General features: G+C 70.9%; 17 protein-coding genes. 5 read left to right on the top strand and 12 right to left on the bottom strand.

Annotation, left to right across the window (positions count from 1 at the left end):
* Positions 1 to 79: 79 nt before the first annotated feature.
* Positions 80 to 1,372, bottom strand: a complete 1,293-nt coding sequence (locus BWI15_RS21260; protein ID WP_077016243.1) for a hypothetical protein — start codon at positions 1,370 to 1,372, stop codon at positions 80 to 82.
* 132 nt (positions 1,373 to 1,504) lie between these two features.
* Here BWI15_RS21260 and BWI15_RS21255 point away from each other — a divergent pair, with 132 nt between their 5' ends.
* The gene (locus BWI15_RS21255; protein ID WP_237771392.1) at positions 1,505 to 2,302 is read left to right on the top strand and encodes a carbonic anhydrase; all 798 of its coding nucleotides are present in this window, start codon (positions 1,505 to 1,507) and stop codon (positions 2,300 to 2,302) included.
* Between the two features lie 22 nt (positions 2,303 to 2,324).
* On the opposite strand, the gene BWI15_RS21250 is transcribed toward BWI15_RS21255, so the two are convergent.
* The 9 genes from BWI15_RS21250 to BWI15_RS21210 form a co-directional block, all read right to left on the bottom strand.
* Positions 2,325 to 4,271: a beta-L-arabinofuranosidase domain-containing protein gene (locus BWI15_RS21250; RefSeq protein WP_077016242.1), complete on the bottom strand. Its 1,947-nt coding sequence runs from the start codon at positions 4,269 to 4,271 to the stop codon at positions 2,325 to 2,327.
* A gap of 6 nt (positions 4,272 to 4,277) precedes the next feature.
* The gene (locus BWI15_RS21245) at positions 4,278 to 4,796 is read right to left on the bottom strand and encodes a beta-class carbonic anhydrase (protein ID WP_077016241.1); all 519 of its coding nucleotides are present in this window, start codon (positions 4,794 to 4,796) and stop codon (positions 4,278 to 4,280) included.
* The gene (locus BWI15_RS21240) at positions 4,793 to 5,728 is read right to left on the bottom strand and encodes a sucrase ferredoxin (RefSeq protein ID WP_077016240.1); all 936 of its coding nucleotides are present in this window, start codon (positions 5,726 to 5,728) and stop codon (positions 4,793 to 4,795) included. Before BWI15_RS21240 ends, BWI15_RS21245 begins: the two co-directional genes overlap by 4 nt.
* 46 nt (positions 5,729 to 5,774) lie before the next feature.
* Positions 5,775 to 7,478 carry an MFS transporter gene (locus BWI15_RS21235; RefSeq protein ID WP_077016239.1) on the bottom strand — a complete coding sequence of 568 codons (1,704 nt, stop codon included), beginning with the start codon at positions 7,476 to 7,478 and terminating at the stop codon, positions 5,775 to 5,777.
* Positions 7,479 to 7,512: 34 nt separating this feature from the next.
* Positions 7,513 to 8,217 carry an LppX_LprAFG lipoprotein gene (locus BWI15_RS21230; RefSeq protein ID WP_077016238.1) on the bottom strand — a complete coding sequence of 235 codons (705 nt, stop codon included), beginning with the start codon at positions 8,215 to 8,217 and terminating at the stop codon, positions 7,513 to 7,515.
* A 4-nt stretch (positions 8,218 to 8,221) separates the two neighbouring features.
* Positions 8,222 to 10,672 (bottom strand): DNA gyrase/topoisomerase IV subunit A, encoded by a 2,451-nt coding sequence (locus BWI15_RS21225; RefSeq protein ID WP_077016237.1) that lies wholly within the window; start codon positions 10,670 to 10,672, stop codon positions 8,222 to 8,224.
* Between the two features lie 267 nt (positions 10,673 to 10,939).
* Positions 10,940 to 11,176 (bottom strand): hypothetical protein, encoded by a 237-nt coding sequence (locus tag BWI15_RS21220; RefSeq protein WP_077016236.1) that lies wholly within the window; start codon positions 11,174 to 11,176, stop codon positions 10,940 to 10,942.
* Between the two features lie 144 nt (positions 11,177 to 11,320).
* Entirely contained in the window at positions 11,321 to 13,297 is a 1,977-nt protein-coding gene (locus tag BWI15_RS21215) for an FtsX-like permease family protein (RefSeq protein ID WP_077016235.1), read from the bottom strand.
* Complete coding sequence (locus tag BWI15_RS21210; protein WP_077016234.1) at positions 13,297 to 14,067, bottom strand: ABC transporter ATP-binding protein; 771 nt, start codon at positions 14,065 to 14,067, stop codon at positions 13,297 to 13,299. The genes BWI15_RS21215 and BWI15_RS21210 overlap by 1 nt, the downstream gene beginning before the upstream one ends.
* 108 nt (positions 14,068 to 14,175) lie before the next feature.
* On the opposite strand from BWI15_RS21210, the gene BWI15_RS21205 reads away from it, so the two are divergent.
* Genes BWI15_RS21205 through BWI15_RS21190 form a run of 4 tightly spaced genes read left to right on the top strand, consistent with a single transcriptional unit; the run spans position 14,176 to position 17,000 of the window.
* A complete protein-coding gene (locus tag BWI15_RS21205; RefSeq protein WP_083750917.1) occupies positions 14,176 to 15,450 on the top strand; it encodes a sensor histidine kinase in 1,275 nt (424 codons plus the stop codon).
* Positions 15,432 to 16,091, top strand: a complete 660-nt coding sequence (locus BWI15_RS21200; protein ID WP_077016233.1) for a response regulator transcription factor — start codon at positions 15,432 to 15,434, stop codon at positions 16,089 to 16,091. The genes BWI15_RS21205 and BWI15_RS21200 overlap by 19 nt, the downstream gene beginning before the upstream one ends.
* 28 nt (positions 16,092 to 16,119) lie before the next feature.
* On the top strand, positions 16,120 to 16,536 hold the full coding sequence (locus BWI15_RS21195; protein ID WP_077016232.1) for a CoA-binding protein: 417 nt from the start codon (positions 16,120 to 16,122) through the stop codon (positions 16,534 to 16,536).
* Between the two features lie 41 nt (positions 16,537 to 16,577).
* Positions 16,578 to 17,000 carry a TIGR03667 family PPOX class F420-dependent oxidoreductase gene (locus tag BWI15_RS21190; protein ID WP_077016231.1) on the top strand — a complete coding sequence of 141 codons (423 nt, stop codon included), beginning with the start codon at positions 16,578 to 16,580 and terminating at the stop codon, positions 16,998 to 17,000.
* Between the two features lie 70 nt (positions 17,001 to 17,070).
* Here the strand turns inward: BWI15_RS21190 and BWI15_RS21185 are convergent, their stop codons facing one another.
* Both BWI15_RS21185 and BWI15_RS21180 read right to left on the bottom strand, forming a co-directional pair.
* On the bottom strand, positions 17,071 to 17,319 hold the full coding sequence (locus BWI15_RS21185; protein WP_077016230.1) for a DUF2630 family protein: 249 nt from the start codon (positions 17,317 to 17,319) through the stop codon (positions 17,071 to 17,073).
* The gene (locus BWI15_RS21180) at positions 17,316 to 18,083 is read right to left on the bottom strand and encodes an ABC transporter permease (RefSeq protein ID WP_077016229.1); all 768 of its coding nucleotides are present in this window, start codon (positions 18,081 to 18,083) and stop codon (positions 17,316 to 17,318) included. Before BWI15_RS21180 ends, BWI15_RS21185 begins: the two co-directional genes overlap by 4 nt.
* Between the last annotated feature and the right edge of the window lie 18 nt (positions 18,084 to 18,101).

Here is an 18,101-nt window from a genome sequence, read left to right as displayed (position 1 = left end):
TGTCACCAGCAGGGCACTGAGAGTTCGTGCTGTTCCCGCGTGACCATCCCTCCGGAGCCGCCGCCCGGGCCTCAGGCGGTCAGCCCAGGGCCCTGCGCAGCATCGTGTGGGCGCCGCGGACGATGGCGTCGCGGTTGGCCTCGTACGTCGGGTCGGTGATCTCGGTCTTGTTCGCGACGTCGAACTGGAGGACCGGGACGTGCAGGTGGCCGGCCGGCATCAGGGGATCGAGCAGGTCGCGTTGCAGGGTGTTGCGGTAGGCGACCTCGTTGGACAGGTAGCCGCCGCCGGCGCCTTCGGAGGCGATCGAGCCCTCGGTCGGGCCGAGCGGCCGGCGGACCGGGAGCGTTTCACCGGCGGGGATCTCCAGGACCGACGTGTTCACCCGGGTGCGGAACGGCGTGACGTCGGCCTGCGCCATCCGGGCGGTCGGCAGGCTGGTGGTCAGCCACTCCGGTCCCGGGGGCATGCTCGGGGAGACGACCGGCGCGTTGATCGTGCCGCCGCCCCACAGGTTGTTGTTGTCGCCGATCGAGCTGACCGAGCGGCGCCGGCCGTTGAACACCTCGAGGTCGAAGATCCCGACCCGGCCCTGGCTCGCGGTCATCACCAGGTCGGCGTGCTGCGGGCCCGGCCGGTAATGCGGGGAGAGCGCGTTCTCGACCATGTTCTCGTCGAAGTCGGTGTAGCGCACCGGGAAGACCACCGTCTGGATCTCGTACGTCGTACCGCCGACGCGCCAGCGCTGTCCGTCCAGGGAGAGCGCGTTCGCGCCGGACGGGTTGCCGATCCGGATGTCCGCGTCGAGCGTGAACGGGTCGAACCCGGTGACCAGGATCTTGCGGACGCCCGGCGAGAACCGGGTGCTGGTGATGCCGCGCGAGGAGTACTCCAGGCTGCGGATCAGCTCGGCGCGGTCCGCCGTACTGAGGCCGAACGACGGTTGCCACTGGCGCAGCGCCAGGGCCATCGAGATGCGGGCCCAGTACAGACCGCGGTCGTCGGTGGCGGGCAGCGCGGGCGCGGTCTGCGGGCGCTGGGCGCGGTGGGTCGCCGTACGCCAGAGTGCTTCGGCCTGGGCGCGGACGATGAGCCGGGCGGCCAGCTTGTTCGGCGCCGCGCAGAGCAGGTGGTTGAACAGGGTGACCTGCTTGTCGAAGCCGGACCGGGCCAGGATCTGGGCGGGGACCGACGGGCCGCCGGCGATCCCGTTGTCGAGGCGTTGTTCCTCGACGGTGCCGGTGACGGCTGGATCGAAGCAGGTGGTCCGGACGGCGACGGCGGCGGGCGCGGGCGTGGCGGTCAGGACGGTGCTGAGCGCCAGGGCGCCGACGAGCAGCGAGCGGGAAAGAGAGCTTGGGCGGAGTCTCATAAGGAGTTCCTATCAGGTTCCGGCCGGTCCGGCCGGAGTTCCTGGGCTGTCGCGGTATTGCAGACAGTATGCAATGCGTTACTTTCGGAAGGCGGCGTCGCCCCACCCGCAGCCCCCGTGAGGAGAAATCCCGTGAGCATTCCGCCCGGACCCACCCGTCGCCGGTTCCTGACCACCGCGGTGACCGCCACGCTCGGCGCGAGCCTGGGCGCCACCGTCCTGACCGCGTGCCAGGATTCCGGCGCGGCTCCAACCTTGGCCGGTCCCAGCGAAGCCGGCCCCACCAGTGGCACCCCGGCGACCCCGCCGAACGCTGCGCCTGCGGTCGAACCGCCGATCACCACCGGCGACCAGGCGCTGCGGCGCCTGCTGGAGGGCAACGAACGATTCGTTGCCAACCGCACCGAACCGATCGACGAGGGCCTGAACCGCAGAGTTGCCGTCAGCAAGAGTCAGCAGCCGTTCGCGACCGTGCTCGGTTGCGTCGACTCGCGGGTGCCGGTGGAGCTGGTCTTCGACCGCGGGCTCGGCGACCTGGTCGTGGTGCGCAGCGCGGGTCAGGCCCTGGACCAATCGGTCACCGGCAGCCTGGAGTTCGGGGTCGCCGAACTGCACACGCCGTTGCTGATGGTGCTCGGGCATCAACGGTGTGGTGCGCTCGACGCCACGATCAAGGCGCTGGACAGCCACCGAACGGGGGCGCACGCGGGCGAGATCGACCACCTGGTCGACACACTCGCGCCGGCCGTCCGGCAGGTGTCCGGCAAGCCGGGCAACCGCCTCGACAACGCGGTGCACGCGAACATCGGCCTGGTGATCGCCCAGCTGCGCGAGTCGCCGGTGCTCGGCCCGCTGGAGAAGGCCGGCAAGCTGACCCTGGTCGGCGCGTACTACGAGCTGGACACCGGCAAGGTCGTCCTGAGTGGCTGAGCCGCTGAGCACGATCGCGCGATCATGCCTGACTGCCGGGTGGTGTGGTCCACGGAAGTTCCGTGACTCGCAGGTTGGTGCAGCCGTAGGGGATGAGCACCAAATTCTCGACGTCGGCCGACGAGTCGGCAGGACCGGTTGGCGGGGCCGCCGCGGCGCCGTGTTCCAGACCCCACTCGACGCGGCGGCCGGTGACGTGCAGCCTGGTCGGCGCGGTGGCGGGGGAGTACGGCAGATCGTCAGGCGGCGTCTGCTCCACCCGCACGTACTCCGTGACGTCGCCCGGTGGCAGCGCGACCGAGTAGTTCCAGGGCCCGGTCGGGTGCACCTCCCAGGTCGCGTGCGGCTCCTCCCCGCCGATCTTGCGCCACTGCTCAGGGACGGGGAGAGCGAACACCAGGGGTCCGCGCTCGACCGAGACGGCGCTCTGTCCGCGAGGAACAGCGCGCACGCGGGCGGGCAGCCGCAGGCGAAGAAGGTGTTCTCCCGACCATTCGCGGCGCACGACGTGCACGTCGCCCGGCACGAGCGGGTCGGCGGGTCCGCCGTCGACCGTGAGCGTCGCGCCGGTCGCCCAGCCCGGAATTCTGAGCTGCAGCGGCCGCGACGACGGCCCGGTCACGCGGAGCTCGACCTCGTCGGTGAACGGATAGCCGCCACCGACCTCGACGCGCAGGTCGCCGGTCTCCAGTACGCACGGCGCGTAGGAGAGCGCGGTCAGCCCACCGTCCGCGGCTTCCATCCACAAGTGGGCGGTGTACCGCGGCCAGCCTTGGTGGCGGTTCGCGGTGCAGCAGCCGAAGTGCGGTTCGAGACCGAAGACGTTCGCGTCCGGATCGTTGTTCGTGTAGACCCGGTCCTCGGTGACGTGGCAGATCACCTGGTTGGCCTGCTGCACGTACTGGTGCGTCCACTCGTCAGGACCCACGCCGGCGGGCAGCGCGTTGAACGCGAGCTTCTCCAGCCGGGCCGCGAGCGGCTCGACCGGGCCCCAGTTCTCCAGGGCCACCTCGAGCGAGGCAAGGTACTCGACGACCGTGCACGTCTCGGTGCCCTGGCTCGGGTGCCGCCCCGCGAGGTGCTCGTCGCAGCTGTACAGCCCGCTCGCCTGCCCGTGGTACTCGTCGAGCGCGGCGATCATCCGCAGCAGCCGGTCCAGCTGGTCCGGCTCACCGTCGTACCGGGACCAGACCGGCATCGCCTTCAGTCCCATCGCGACGTTGACGCCGTGCGAGGCGAGGTACTCGTCGTTCATCCAGTCGCCGGCATTCGCCGCCTGCAGCGCGAGCAACGTTGCTTCCGGCACCTTCTCGCGGTACGGCAGGTCGTCGGCGAAGGCGAACCAGTCGTATCCCTGCTCCCGGCACTTGGCTGCCACCGGCAACAACCATGCCTCGCCGGTCAGGTCGTGCAGCTGGTTGATCACCCAGACCGCGTCGGTCCACCGGGATCGCGCCCACTCCCGCAGCGGCCACTCGTCGAGCACGGTGTCCAGGCAGCGCAGGAACCGTAGGCAGGCCGGTACGACGCGAGGGTCGCTGGTGGCCGAGTGGTGCTGCAACAGCGCCTTGACCACGACGATCCGCGGCCAGACGTCGTGATCGGCGTAGGTCGCCTCACCCGTCCGCGGCCCGAACCAGCCGTCAGGGTGCTGGTGGTCCAGCAGATAGTCGACCCAGCGCTCGACCTTGCGCTTCAGCCGGTCGTCGTCCAGCAGGTAGGCGATCCCGGTGACACCGTCCAGCCAGTACGGCCCGCGCTCCCAGCCTTCGGCGTCACCGCCGATCCAGCCGCTGCGGGCGACGTCCGGCCAGAACTCGTCCAGCCGCCCGGCCATCCCTTCGGCCTGCTGCCGCATCCGCGCCCGCAGCCAGCCCGCCGGACGCAGGGTGCCCAGACGCAACGGTCGCAGCGCGACGGGGGGCAGGCTGGTGACGGCCGGCCCCCCGGCCTGCTCCTCGCGTGTCACAGGCGGTCAGCAGATCTGGGTCAGGCGGCCCGTGTCGACGTCGTACATGAATCCGCCGACGAGCACGTCGTCGCTGATCAGCGGGTGCTCGCGGACGCCGGCGACGTCGCGGCGCAGGGCTTCGAGCTGGTCGGGGATGACGTTCAGCGGCAGGTACGCCGCCGACTTGCCGGCCGCCTTCTCGACCTTGGCGCGCATCTCGTCCTCGGTCATCGAGGCCATCGCGCAGCGGGTGTGCGGGATGACCATGATCCGCCGGACGCCGAGCAGGTGGACGCCGAGCACCAGCCCGGTCATCGTCAGCTCGGTGACCCGGCCGCCGGCACTGCGCAGCACCTTCGCGTCACCGGGCTTGAGCCCGAGCATCTCCAGCGGGGGGATCCGCGAATCCATGCAGGTGACCACGCCGACCCCGGCGTGGGCGATGCCGTCGAAGCCGCTGTAGGCGAAGTGGTCGGCGTAGTCGGCGTTGGCCGCGAGCAGATCCTCGAAGCCGGTGACCGGTGGGGAGACGTCGGCGCTCATCGGGCATCACCCGGAACTACGGTGCCGGCACGCAGGATCGACATGTCGTAAGGCTCCTTTCCACAAGACTCCGGGCGGGGAGGATCGGCAGGTTCGCTCGTCACCGGGACCAGCCAGGTCCGGCCGTCGGTGTGAGCGACGGTGACGGTGTCGAGGTCTTCCGCGACGACACCGAGCGCGTCCAGCGCCACCTCGCCAGTGAGGTGCCGCACCGCGATCTCGGCGACTTGGCCGCGCTTGGTCCAGGCGGACCGTCCACGCAGTGACGCCACCACGGTTTCGCCGCGGTCCGCGGCGTCCAGTACGTCGGTCGCCGACGTCACTGTCAGGCGGCCGTGCATCGTCCCCGCGGGCAGCAGCGTAGCGGTCGGGGAGAATCGGTGACCGCTCAGGTGGTTCGATTCCCAGACCCGCCCGGGAAAACGGGTGGCCAGACCGGCCACGATCGGCCGGCCGAGCAGTGCGCAGCACTCGTCGCGTTTGCCGTTGGTGCAGACGAGCAGCACGGACTGCGTGACCGGTGAGAGCTCAGGCAGCGAGGCCTGGGCCGCGTCCAGATCACCGCGCTTGACCGCGTCCAGGTCGAGCGCGTCGAGCCTGGCCGGGTCGTCGACGCAGCCGCCGAGCAGCCAGGTGCGACCCGGGGCGGTGCTGGCGACGTACACCTGATGAGCGCGCGGTACGGCGTCGGCGTGCTTGCCGGGGCTGCGGATCAGACCGAACCGCAGGTCCGCCTTCTTGCACGCGCCGTCGATCCGGCGGCCGAACTCGGGATCCAGGTGACTCTGAGTGGGCGCCTTGGCACCCCAGGGCCCCGGCTGCTCGACCACGACCCAGCCGGCGGCCATCACGGCCGTGCCGGGCATCGGTTCGTCCAGTTCCCGGCAGATCGTCGAGCAGAGCTCCGGCCGACCGAGTAAGGGTGCACTCACAGTGCTCAACGTTACGCGAGCCGGGACCGGATCCCCATGACGGTCGTCACCCGCGGACAGCGCGCCGCCGTCCGAGCAGCACCACCGCCAGTACGGCGGCCGCGAACGCGCAGACCGCGGCCCCGGCGAAGATCGTGTGCAGTTGTGAAATCGCCGCCTCGCGCAGCGCGTCGACGAACGGCCGGCAGGTGCCGGGACTGGCCGGGCACAGCTCGTTCGGGGAGGGGACGTCCTCGGCCAGCGCGTAGTACCGGCGGAGGCCGATCGCGGTGAGGGCCGAGACGCCGACCAGCATCCCGACCATCCGGGCAACGACGACCAGTGCGCTGACGAGTCCGTGGCTGTCGTGCGGGGTGGCGCCGAGCATCGCCGTGTTGACCGGCGACAGGGCGAGGCCGAAGCCGAACCCGCAGCCGAGCAGCACGAGCGTCGCGGGTGCGGTGTCGAGCGCGTCGCGGTCCCAGAACGCCATCAAGGCGAACATCGCGCCGGCCAGCGCCAGCCCCGCGGCGGTGATCAGCCCGAGGCCGTAGCGGCGGGTCAGCCAGCCGCCGACGACCGCGCCGATCGGCAGCGCGACCAGGAACCGGAGCAGGACGAGCGCGGCGGCGAGCTGGCCGCCGCCTTGCGTCGTACGGGCGAAGACGGGGATGTCGACGAGGGCCGCGATCAGAGCGGCGCCGACGAGGAAGCTGACCACCAAAGATCCCCAGGCCGCCTTGTCGCGGAGCAGACCGACGGGGACGATCGCACGCGGCGTACGGCGCTGCCAGAGTGCGAAGGCCACGGCGAAGACTGCCGCTCCGACGAGCAGCCACGGGCCGGCGGGGGAGAGGACCTCGCGCTCGGGGTCGGCGGTGGCGAAAGCCAGTACGACGCCGGCCAGGGCGAGGGCGAGAAGCAGTGCGCCGGTCAGGTCGATCTGGGTGAGCGCGCGGAGGTTGGTCTTCCGGAGGAGGAGTGCGAGCCACGCGAGCAGCAGGAGTGCGGTGATCAGGCCGATCGGCGTGAGCAGCCTCGAGTCGCCGGTGAAGGGAACGAACGGCAGCCCGAGCGTCACGCCGGTCGCCAGTCGCTCTGGCGCGGTCAGCGTGAGCCCGAGCGCGATGCAGGCGAGCAACCCGACGGCCGCTGACACCGGTGGTCGTTGCCGGCCGCGCAGCAGGATCGCGAGAACGACCGCGACGATCAGGTTGAGCCAGAAGATCCAGCGCCAGTCGGCGACAGCCAGTACGGCGGCGCCGAGCAGCGGGCCGAGAACCGATCCGAGCTCCTGAACGGCGCCGACCACGCCGAGCGGGAGTCCGCGTCGGTCAGGTGGCCAGAGGTCGGCGACGAGAGCGAGCGTCGCCGGGACGAGTCCACCGCCGCCGATGCCTTGCAGGAAACGGCCGGTGACGACGAGTGAGAGGTCGTACGCCGCCGCGGTGATCAGCGAGCCGACGGCGAACAGCAGGAGCGCGCCGACCAGGACCGGCGTCCGGCCGACGACGTCGGTGATCCGCCCGATCAGGGGCAGCACCGCGATGTAGCCGAGCAGGAAGCCGGACACGATCGGCGCGGCCCGTTGCAGCTGGTCCGCGGACAGCCCGACGCCCGCCATCATGTCCGGCAGCGCGAGCACGACGACGTAGGTGTCGGCCGCGGCGAACGCGACCGCGATCGAAGCGAGGGTGAGACGGGCTCGCGGATGCCCGGCCGCGCCCGTGCCTGTGGAGGGGCGGGGTACGGGCTCGGGCCGCCCGCTCACCCGTGCTCCTGGGCCGGGGCGTGGCTCGCTCGGCTCACGGCTTGGTGATCTCGACCTGCTCGCCGTACCGGTCCAGGGTGAGGTCGTAGCTGCTGGTCGCGCCGTCGTAGAACGGACCGGTGATCGTTGCCGACACCAACTGCTTGGTGTCCTTGTCGATCTTGAACGTGCTCGGGAAGTCCTGATCGGCCGGCGCCTTCGGGAAGATGCCCTGCAGCGTCTTGCCCTGGACCGCGCCGGTGACCTCGGTCAGCACCTTCGAGCCGTCCCGCGTCTCGCCCTTGATCGCCGGGTCCTTCAACGTCGGCAGCACCGAGGTGACGCCCTTGTCCGGGTCGAGCAGGATCGCCGGGTCGGGCGCGCCGAGACCGGCCAGTTGCTCCGGCGGCAGCTCGATGAACTTCGGCGTGAACGGCAGCTTGGCGTAGACCTTGCCGCCGACCGCGACCACCTCGGCGTCGATCGGCGACCCCGCGGCCCGCACGGTCAGCTTGCCCTTGAACGCCGGAGCGTGGGTCGCGACGCCGTCCCCGTTGGCCAGCGTCTGGGCGGTGTCGGGCAGGTCACGGCCGGCCAGGACGACGTGCACGCTGGCCGCTTCGTCGATCGTCTTCTTGACCTCGGTCAGCAGCGCGACCGGGTCGTCGCCCTTCTTGCCGTCGCCGTCGCTGTCCTTGTTGTCCGTACAGCCGGTCAGGGCGAGCACCAGCACCGCGCCGACCGCGACCAGTCTGTTCATGACCTCAGCCTGCCAGGTCCGGGGCGCAGGCAGCGATCGGCTGCGCCACCGGTACGCCGGAACCGTCGCGCCGCGGGTCGATCGGCGGCAGGTCCACCGGCGCGCCGCTGGTCGCGCTGGCCTTCACCGGCGCCGTGCCGACGAAGCCGAACAGCAGCCCGTCCTCGCCCTTGAGCAGCCGCTGGCAGCGCACACCACCGGTGCCGCGGCCCTTGGCCGGGTACTCGCTGAACGGCGTCACCTTGACCGCGCCGACCTCCGTGCCCGGCAGCGCCGAGGAGGAGCCGGCGATCGTGACGACGTGCGCCTCGCGGGCGGCGTCGACCGCGCCGAAGTAGACGACCTTCGCTCCGGCCGACAACCGGATGCCGGCCATACCGCCCGCCGTACGGCCCTGGGGACGCACGACCGAGGCGTTGAAGTGCAGCAGTTGCGCGTCGCTGGCGATGAAGCAGAGCTCCTCCTCGCCGGTGGCCAGCTCGACCGCGCCGACCACCTCGTCGCCGTCGGCGAGCCGGATGATCTCCCACGAGTCGCGGTTGCTCAGGTGGTCGGGGACGACGCGCTTGACCACGCCGGTCGCCGTACCGACAGCGAGGCCGACGGACTCCGGGTCCAGCGTGGTGAGCGCGAGAGCGCGCTCTCCCGGCTCCAGCTCGACGAACTCGGCGATCGGCGCGCCGCCCTGGAGGTTCGGCGCGCTGGCCGTGGTCGGGACGGCGGGAAGGTCGAGCGACTCCAGCCGGATCAGCCGGCCGGCGCTGGTGACCAGCCCGTACTGGCCGCGGGCGGTGCTCTTGATCGCCGACACGATCGCGTCGTGCTTGGCGCGGCTGTCACCTGGTCCGAACGGCTCGACGCCGTTGGTCCGGGCGAGCAGACCGGTCGAGCTCATCAGCACCCAGCACGGGTCGTCGGTGACCTCGAGCGGTACGGCGGCGGTCTTGGCCGCGCCCGACGACTCCAGCAACACCGTGCGGCGCGGGGTGCCGTAGGTCTTGGCGATGTCGGCCAGTTCCTCGGAGACGATCTTGCGCAGCAGCGTCTCGTCCTCGAGGATCGCGGTCAGCTTCTCGATCTCGCGCTCGAGCTCGGCCTTCTCGGTCTCCAGCTCCAGCTTGCTGAACTTGGTCAGCCGGCGCAGCGGCATGTCCAGGATGTAGTTGGCCTGGACCTCGGACAGGTCGTAGATGTCGATCAGCCGGGTCCGCGCGGCGCTCGCGTCGTCGCTGGTGCGGATGATCTGGATCACCTCGTCGATGTCCAGGATCGCGATCAGCAGACCGTCGACGATGTGCAGCCGGTCCTGCGCCTTCTTGCGGCGGAACTCGCTGCGCCGCCGGGTCACGTCGAAGCGGTGCTGCAGGTAGACGTCCAGCAGCTCGCGCAGGCCGAGCGTGCGGGGCTGGCCGTCGACCAGGCAGACCGCGTTGATCGAGAACGAGTCCTCCAGCGGGGTCAGCTTGTAGAGCTGCTCCAGCAGCGCCTCGGGCACGAAGCCGTTCTTGACCTCGATCACCAGCCGGGTGCCGTGGCTGCGGTCGGTCAGGTCCTTGACGTCGGCGATGCCCTGCAGCTTCTTGGCCTGGACCAGGGTCTTGATCTTCTCGATCACCTTCTCCGGGCCGACCGTGTACGGCAGCTCGGTGACCACGATGCCCTTGCGCCGGGGGGTGACGTTCTCGATCCGGGCGGTGGCCCGCATCTTGAAGCTGCCGCGGCCCGCCGCGTAGGCGTCCTTGATGCCTTCCAGGCCGACGATCTTGCCGCCGGTGGGCAGGTCGGGGCCGGGAATGAAGCGCATCAGGTCGTCGAGGCCGGCGTTCGGGTGCTTGATCAGGTGCCGCAGCGCCTGGATCACCTCGACCAGGTTGTGCGGCGCCATGTTGGTCGCCATGCCGACCGCGATGCCGGCGGCGCCGTTGACCAGCAGGTTCGGGAAGGCGGCCGGCAGCACCGACGGCTCTTCCTCGCGGCCGTCGTAGTTGGGCTTGAAGTCGACGACGTCCTCGTCGAGACCGTCGGTCATCGCCAGCGCCGAGGGCGCCATCCGGCACTCGGTGTAACGCATCGCGGCCGGGCCGTCGTCGAGCGAGCCGAAGTTTCCGTGGCCGTCGATCAGCGGGACCCGCATCGACCACGGCTGCGCGGTCCGGACCAGGGCGTCGTAGATCGCGCCGTCACCGTGCGGGTGGTACTTACCCATCACCTCACCGACGACGCGGGCCGACTTCACGTGCCCGCGGTCGGGGCGGATGTTGTTCTCCGCCATCGAGAACAGGATCCGCCGCTGCACCGGCTTCAGGCCGTCCCGGGCGTCCGGCAGCGCCCGGGAGTAGATCACCGAGTAGGCGTACTCCAGGAAGCTGGTGCGCATCTCGTCGGAGACGTCGACGTCGAGGATGCGCTCCTCGAAGTCCTCCGGTTCGGCGGTGGTGCTGGAACGGCGTGCCATGCGGGTCTGTGTACTCCTCGGTGATGCCGGCTGTTACGTGCCGCGGCGGTCGGGCGGCAGCGCCATTGTCCCCGGTCCCCGCCACGATGCGCGGCAGCGACCCGGCCCAATCGCGCCAACCCTACGACGCCGTACGGACAACCGGCGCCGGCCCGCCGGATGTGTCCCGGCCGCCGGCTCGGCGAGCAGGAGGAGCCGCGTGCTCGCGTGAGGCCGGGCGACGGCCGGCGCCGGGGTCCGCCCGTGCGAACGGACCCCGGCCGGGCATCACCAGATCTTGTCGTCCGGCGACGGCCCGGAGGTGATCCGGACCGAGTCGGCCGTGATCCGGACCGAGTCGGTGGTGTCGCTGGTGATGCGGACCGAGTCGGTGGTGTCGCTGGTGATCCGGACCGAATCAGTGGTGCCGCTGGTGATGCGGACGGAGTCGTCGGCCAGGGCGGTGGCCGGGACGGCGAGCAGCCCCGCGGTGAGCAGGGCGCCGGCGATCAGTCGTTTGCGCATGGTGGTTCCTTTCTCGTCCGCCGGCCTGTTCAGCCGGCGGAGGTCCCACCGGCCGGACCGGCGTTCCGATCGTCCGCGGATCGCGGGCCGCCGACCGCCGGGTGTCGTCCAGATCGAAGTGTTGGCCCAGCTGTACGCCGCGTGTTACTCCGCGGCGGCCGAGGGATGCGAGTGACGCAGGATGAAGGCTGTTGGCGCGAGCGCCGACCCGGCGGCCAGGACCAGACAGATGACGGCGATGCCGAGCAGGGTGATCCAGGGCACGGTGACCGGGACCTGGTTGAGTCCGTCGGTCATCGCGTTGCGGATCAGGGCGCCGACGGTGACCGTGATGACCGTGCCGAGCGTGAGGGCGACCGCGCCGACCAGCGTGGACTCCCAGAGCACCATTCGGCGGATCTGCGCGGGCGTGGCGCCGAGCAGGCGGGAGGTGACGAACTCGCGACCGCGCTGGAGGCTGCCCATCAGCAGCGTGTTCACGATCGCGATCGCGCTGTAGAGCGCGGCAGGACCGAGCAGCAGGAGCAGGCCGAGCTTGTTGCCGTCGCGGACGCCCTGCCCCTGTTCGGCCTCCCAGGTGGCGGCGGGTACGGCGCGGGCGCCGGGGATGTTGTTGAGAGCGTCGAGCAAGGTGTGGTGATCGACGCCGGGCTCGGGCAGCACGAACCACCGGACGGGCTGAGCCTTCGGGGCGTGAGCCCGCGCCAGGTCCTGCGAGACGAGCATCGAGGCGTTCACCTCGGCCGCGGTCCGGACGATCGCGACCACCTTCAGCCGCGCGGCGCGGCCGTCGAGGAAGGTGACCGGAATCTCGGAGCCGACCCGGTAGCCCTCGTACCCGGCGAGTTCCTTGCTGATGGCAACGGTGTTGCCTGCGGAGAGCGCGCCGAGATCGCCGGAGAGCACTTCCAGCCGGCGGGCCCGTGGCGCCACGGCCGGGTCGATGCCTTCGGCGTCCTCGAGGTCGGCGGAGTCGCTGCTCGTGCGGATCACCGTGAGCGGGATCGCGCCGTCGACGGCGGAAACGCCCGAGGTCCCGAGAACGCGCTCTCCGAGGTTCTCCGCGGCGCCGGTGTCAGTGACGACCACCGGCGCGAACAGGGTCTCGCGGATGGTGGCGACCGAGGCGTCGGCGGCGAAGCTGAGCGTGAGCACCATCGACCCGGCGATCGCGGAGATCGCCAGGATCGGAGCCGCCAGCGACGCCGTACGGCGAGGTGCCGCGACGACGTTGCTCTTGGCGAGCCGGCCGGAGACGTTGGTCCAGGCCACCAGCGGTACGGCGAGCAAGCGGCCGACCGCGGGCACGACCAGCGGCGCGAGCAGGGTGAGCGCGATCACCAGCAGCATCGGCGTGAACATCGCCAGCGGGATCACCCCTTCACCGGTCCCCGGCTGGATCAGCGCCAGCAGCACGATCGAACCGGCCAGCACCAGACCACCGAAGACCACCCGCACCGGACCGATCCGCGGCGGCTCCAGCGCGGCCTCGCGCAGCGCGTCGACGGCGCCGATCTTGCCGGCGCGCCGAGCGGCCGAGCGGGCGCCGAGCATCGCGACGATAAGCCCGATCCCCATCGCGATCGCCAGCGGAACCCACGGACTGGCCGGCTCCAGCTTCACCGGCGCCAGCTCCGAGTACGACGCCTTCGCGAGCAGCAGCGGCGTCGCCAGCTGAGCCAGTAGGGCGCCCGTGAAGGACGCGGCGAGCGCCACGACGAGCGCCTCGCCGAGGATCATCCGGCGGATCTGCCGCGGCGTCGCGCCGACCAGCCGGAGCAGGCCGATCTCCCGTCGGCGGGACGCGACGGCGAACGCGAACGTGCTGGCGATCACGAAGATCGTGATGAACCCGCAAATCGTACCGACCATGCTGAGCACGACCTGCAGTCCGGAGGCGTCCTCGCCGGTGGGACTGATCTGCACGGTGTGCGGATCGACCCCGTCGCCGCCGGGGAGGTGAACGGCGATGGTGCTGCCGGGCGGGGCGTCGTACGCGATGGTGGCGGCGGTGGCGGTCGCGGCCAGGCCGAGCAGGAAGACCCCGACGGCGAGGGCGACGAAGGAGCCGGCGTACAGGGAGCGGTGCCGGCTGACGGTGCGGCGGCTGAGGAAGAACATCAGCGTTCCAGGTCGCTCATCGCGGCGGCGATCTGCTGCGGGGTGCCCCGGTCGAGCGAGCCCGCGACGGCGCCGTCGGACAGGAACAGCACGCGGTCGGCGTACGCCGCGGCGACCGGGTCGTGGGTGACCATGACGACAGTTTGACCGCTGCGATCGGTTGCCGCGCGCAACAGTTCGAGGACCTGGCGGCTGGTGCTGCTGTCCAGGGCGCCGGTCGGTTCGTCGGCGAAGAAGACGGCCGGGTGGGTGATCAGCGCGCGGGCGATCGCCACCCGTTGCTGCTGGCCGCCGGACAGCTCGGCCGGGCGGCGCTTGGCCTTGTCCTCGAGCCCGACCTGCTGCAGCACGTTGTGGACGTCGTCACGCTTCGGGCGGCGGCCGGTCAGCCGCAAAGGCAGGGCGACGTTGTCGTAGACAGTGAGCGAGGGCAGCAAATTGTAGGCCTGGAAGACGAAACCCATCTGGTCCCGGCGGAGTTTGGTGAGCGCGACCTCCGAGAGCCCGTGCAGCGGGACGCCGTTGAGCACGACTCCGCCGGTGGTCGGCTTGTCGAGGCCGGCCGCACATTGCAGCAACGTCGACTTGCCGGAGCCCGAGGGGCCCATCACCGCGGTGTAGGAGCCGCGCCGGAAGTGGTACGTCACGCCCCGCAGAGCATCCACGGCACCGGCTTTGGACTTGTAGGTCTTGGTGATGCCGTCGAGCAGCAACGCGGGCTGGTCGGACGGGTGCTGAACAGGGTGGTGGTGAGGTGCCGTGGTGGTCATGGTCCCAGCCAACCGTCGCGCAGCGGATCGCGCGCTGGCTTGCGCGGGACAGTAGAGGTAGCGCGGAAGCTACCGTCCGCGGGCCTGTGCGGCGCCTAGGGTTGCTGTGTGCAGGAACCGAACTCGGCCTGGGCCGCGTTGGCCATGCCGCGCTACCTCGTCTCGTCGTGGCCGTGGCGCAGCTATGCCTATCTCCTGAGCTCCGTGCCGATCGGCCTGCTGACGATCGTGGTGCTCATCGCCGGAGTCGCGGTCAGTGCGGTGCTCAGTCCGATCGTGATCGGCGTGCTGCTGCTGACCGCGTTCCCGCTGTTCGGCGTGGTGATCGGGATCGTCGAGCGTCAGCGGGCCCGGCTGGTGCTGCCGACGGGCATTCGCAGCCCGCACGCGGCGATGCCGGCCGGGATGAACCGGCGCGAGCGGCTGAAGTTCCGGCGGCGAGAGCAGGCGTCGTTGCGCGCTCTCGGGTACGGCGTACTGCTCGGCACGTTCGTCTGGTTCTTCAGCGCGGCCACGGCCGGCCTGAGCGCGGTCATCCTCGGCATCACCTTGCTCGCCCCACTCATCGCGACCGACGACACGATGGGGATGGGCCCGTGGGTGCTGGACACGACCGGAGAGGGCTTCCTGTTCCTGGTCACCTTCGGGCCGTGTTTCTACGTCGTGTCGTCGTACCTGATCGGTGTGGTCGCGGCCGCCCAGGCCTCGCTGGCCAAGGCGCTGCTCGGGCCGCGCGAGGACGAGCTGCGCCGCAACGTCGCCGAGCTGCGCCGGTCCCGGCTCGACCTGGTCGACGCGTTCGAGACCGAGCGCGCCCGGATCGAGCGGCACCTGCACGACGGCGTACAGCAGCGGCTGGTCGGGTTGACCATGACGCTCGGGCTCGCCGAGCTCGATCTGCCCGAGGGGGAGAGCAAGCGGCTGGTGGTGAAGGCCCACGGCGAGGCCGAGGCCGCGCTGGCCGATCTGCGCGAGGCGGTGCGTGGGATTCACCCGCGCGTGCTCGTCGACCTCGGGCTGGAGGCCGCCGTACGGGAGGTGGCCGACCGGAGTCCGCTGCCGGTGGCCGTGCAGATGGCCCTGCCGAACCGGTTGCCGCCGCCGATCGAGGCCGCGGCGTACTTCTTCGTCAGCGAGGCACTGGGCAACGTCGCCAAGCACGCCAACGCCAAGAGTTGTCACGTGCAGGCCTGGATCAATCGCGACCGGCTCGTGGTCACCGTCACCGACGACGGAACCGGCGGCGCCGACCCGGCGAACGGGACCGGCCTGACCGGGCTGGTGACCCGGTTGGACGCCTTGGGCGGCACACTCGACCTGTCCAGCCCACCCGGTGGGCCCACTCGACTACGGATGGAGAGCCCGTGCCGGCTCGACGACTGAGCATCGTGCTCGCCGAGGACTCGATGCTGCTGCGAGAGGGACTGGCCAGCATTCTCGACCGGGCCGGGCACGAGGTGCGTGACGCCGTCGGCGACGCGGACACCCTGCTGGCCGTCGTCCGCAAGGATCCGCCGGACGTCGTGATCACCGACGTCCGGATGCCGCCGGGACACAGCGACGAGGGACTGCGCGCGGCGGCCGCGATCCGGGCCGAGCTGCCGTCGATCGGAATCCTGGTGCTGTCCCAGTACGTCGCCGACGCGTACCTGTCGTCGTTGCTGGAGACAACGACCGGCGGGATCGGCTACCTGCTGAAGGATCGGGTCGGGCACGTCACGGAGTTCCTCGCGTCGCTGGACCGGGTGGCGGAGGGCGGGACGGTGGTGGATCCGGAGGTGGTTCGCCAGTTGCTGGCGCGGCGGCGGGACGACGGGCCGTTGGCGGCGCTCACCCCGCGGGAGCTGGAAGTGCTCGCGCTGATGGCCGAGGGGCGGGTGAACGCGTCGATCGCGGAGCAACTCGTCGTCAGCGAGGCCGCGGTCCGCAAGCACGTCGGCAACATCTTCGCGAAGCTGCACCTGGAAGACGGTCTGGACCGGCGGGTGTCGGCGGTGCTCACGTACCTGCGCCGACAGGCCTAGGTTGGCCGGCTGAGGCAAGATCGACGGTATGGCGAACTGGGCTGATGAGAGCGATATCCGGAAGATCCTGGCCGACTGCCAGACCTGGGCAGTGGTCGGCCTGTCGAACAACGCGAGCCGGGCGGCGTACGGCGTGGCGCGGTTCCTGCAGCAGCACGGGAAACGGATCGTGCCGGTGCATCCCTCGGCGGAGACCGTGCACGGCGAGCAGGGGTACGCGTCGCTGGCCGACATTCCGTTCGCGGTGGACTGTGTGGACGTGTTCGTCCGCTCGGAGCTGGCCGGCGCGATCGCGGACGAGGCGGTGGGAATCAACGCCCGCGCGGTCTGGTTCCAGCTGGATGTGGTGGATCCGGACGCCTATGCCCGAACGACGGCGGCGGGATTGACGATGGTGATGAACCGCTGCCCGGCGATCGAGTGGGGACGCCTGGGTCCGGCCTGACCGACTGTTCGGCGAGACCGACTGAGCCAGAGGGGGTTCACATGTTCACGATCGACACGTCCACCGCGTTCGGCGCCCGGATCGAGAAACAGCTGGCCGGCGAGCAGGTGGTGTGGCTGACCACCGTCGGCAAGTCGGGGACGCCGGCGCCCAGCCCGGTGTGGTTCCACTGGAACGGGCGGGAGGTGCTGGTCTTCAGCCAGGCGGGGAAGCCGAAGCTGCACAACATCGAGCGGCAGCCGCGGGTGGCGGTGCACTTCAATGCCACCTTCACCGGCGGGGACGTCGGGGTGCTGTCGGGGGACGCGGTGATCGACCCGGCTGGGCCGACGGACGAGGAGCGGGCGGTGTACGACGCCAAGTACGCGGAGGGGCTGGCGAGTCTGGGGATGACCGCGGAGCAGTTTCACCAGGATTACCCCGTGCTGATCCGGATCACGCCGGACAGATTGCGTGGCTTCTGAGGGCACACCGGCTGGAGAAGAGCAGTAAAAGCGGCGGCAGGGTGCCGGTGGGCGCCCTGCCGCCGGCTTGTTAGTTGAGGTAGCCCTCGACCGTGTCGGCGGAGCGGGCCTGGGCGGTGTTCGGGTCGTCGCCGAACTCGCGCTTGGCGCGGCGCTGGCGCAGCAGGTCCCAGCACTGGTCCAGCTCGACCTCGAGGGCGCGCAGGCGGGCCTTCTCGTCGGCGTCGTCGATCGTGCCGGCCGCGTGCTTGGAGCGCAGGTCGTGCTCCTCGGACACCAGGTCGTTGATGCGGTGGAGGATGCTCTTGTCGTCGGTCATGAGGAAACGGTACGCCCGTCCGGCAGCGCGGCGCGGGCAAGGAGCTCCGTGGTGACCAGAATGGCGAGCGACTCGGCGGCGACCAGGCCGAGCAGGACCACGAGCTGCAGGGCCGCGGCCGCGGTCGGTGACGCGCCGCCGAGCACCATGCCGACGAACGCGCCGGGCAGGGTGACCAGGCCGACCGTACGGGTCTGGTCGAGCGCGGGCAGCAGCGCGTCACCGGCGGTCGGGCCGGCGACCAGCTTGAACGCCTCCGCCGGCAGCAGTCCGATCGACAGGCCGGCCTCGTACTCGCCGAAGCGGCCGCCGTACTCGGCGAGCAGGCGACGGCCGGCCAGCGTGGTCGCGTTCATCGTGCCGCCGATGATGATGCCGCCCATCGGCAGGATCGTCTCCGGGTTGCGCGGGACGACGCCGGGCAGGATCAGCAGGAGCAGGATCACGCAGGCGCTGCCGCCGATCGCGATCGCACAGAACATGAGCTGACCGGGCACGACCGCGGTGCCGTGGATCCGCCGGGTGCTGGTGAAGGTCGCGACGGTCAGCATCACCAGGACGAACGCGAGCGCACCCCAGATCGTCTGCAGGGCGAACCCGACGACCGCGCCGACCAGCGCCAGCTGCAGCACGGCCCGCAGGGCGGCGGTGACGATCCCTTTGTCGTGCCTCAGCTGAGCCTGGCGCGACGCCAGGACGGCGATTGCCACGAGCAACGGCAGGACGACGAGCGCGGATACCCCCAGGCCGGTGTCGACTGACATCCGGCCATTCCATCACGC

Source organism: Kribbella sp. ALI-6-A (assembly GCF_001984195.1).
Taxonomy (GTDB): Bacteria; Actinomycetota; Actinomycetes; order Propionibacteriales; family Kribbellaceae; genus Kribbella.
The sequence above is the reverse complement of the archived record's forward strand: the minus strand, read 5'-3'. Positions and strand labels throughout refer to the sequence as shown.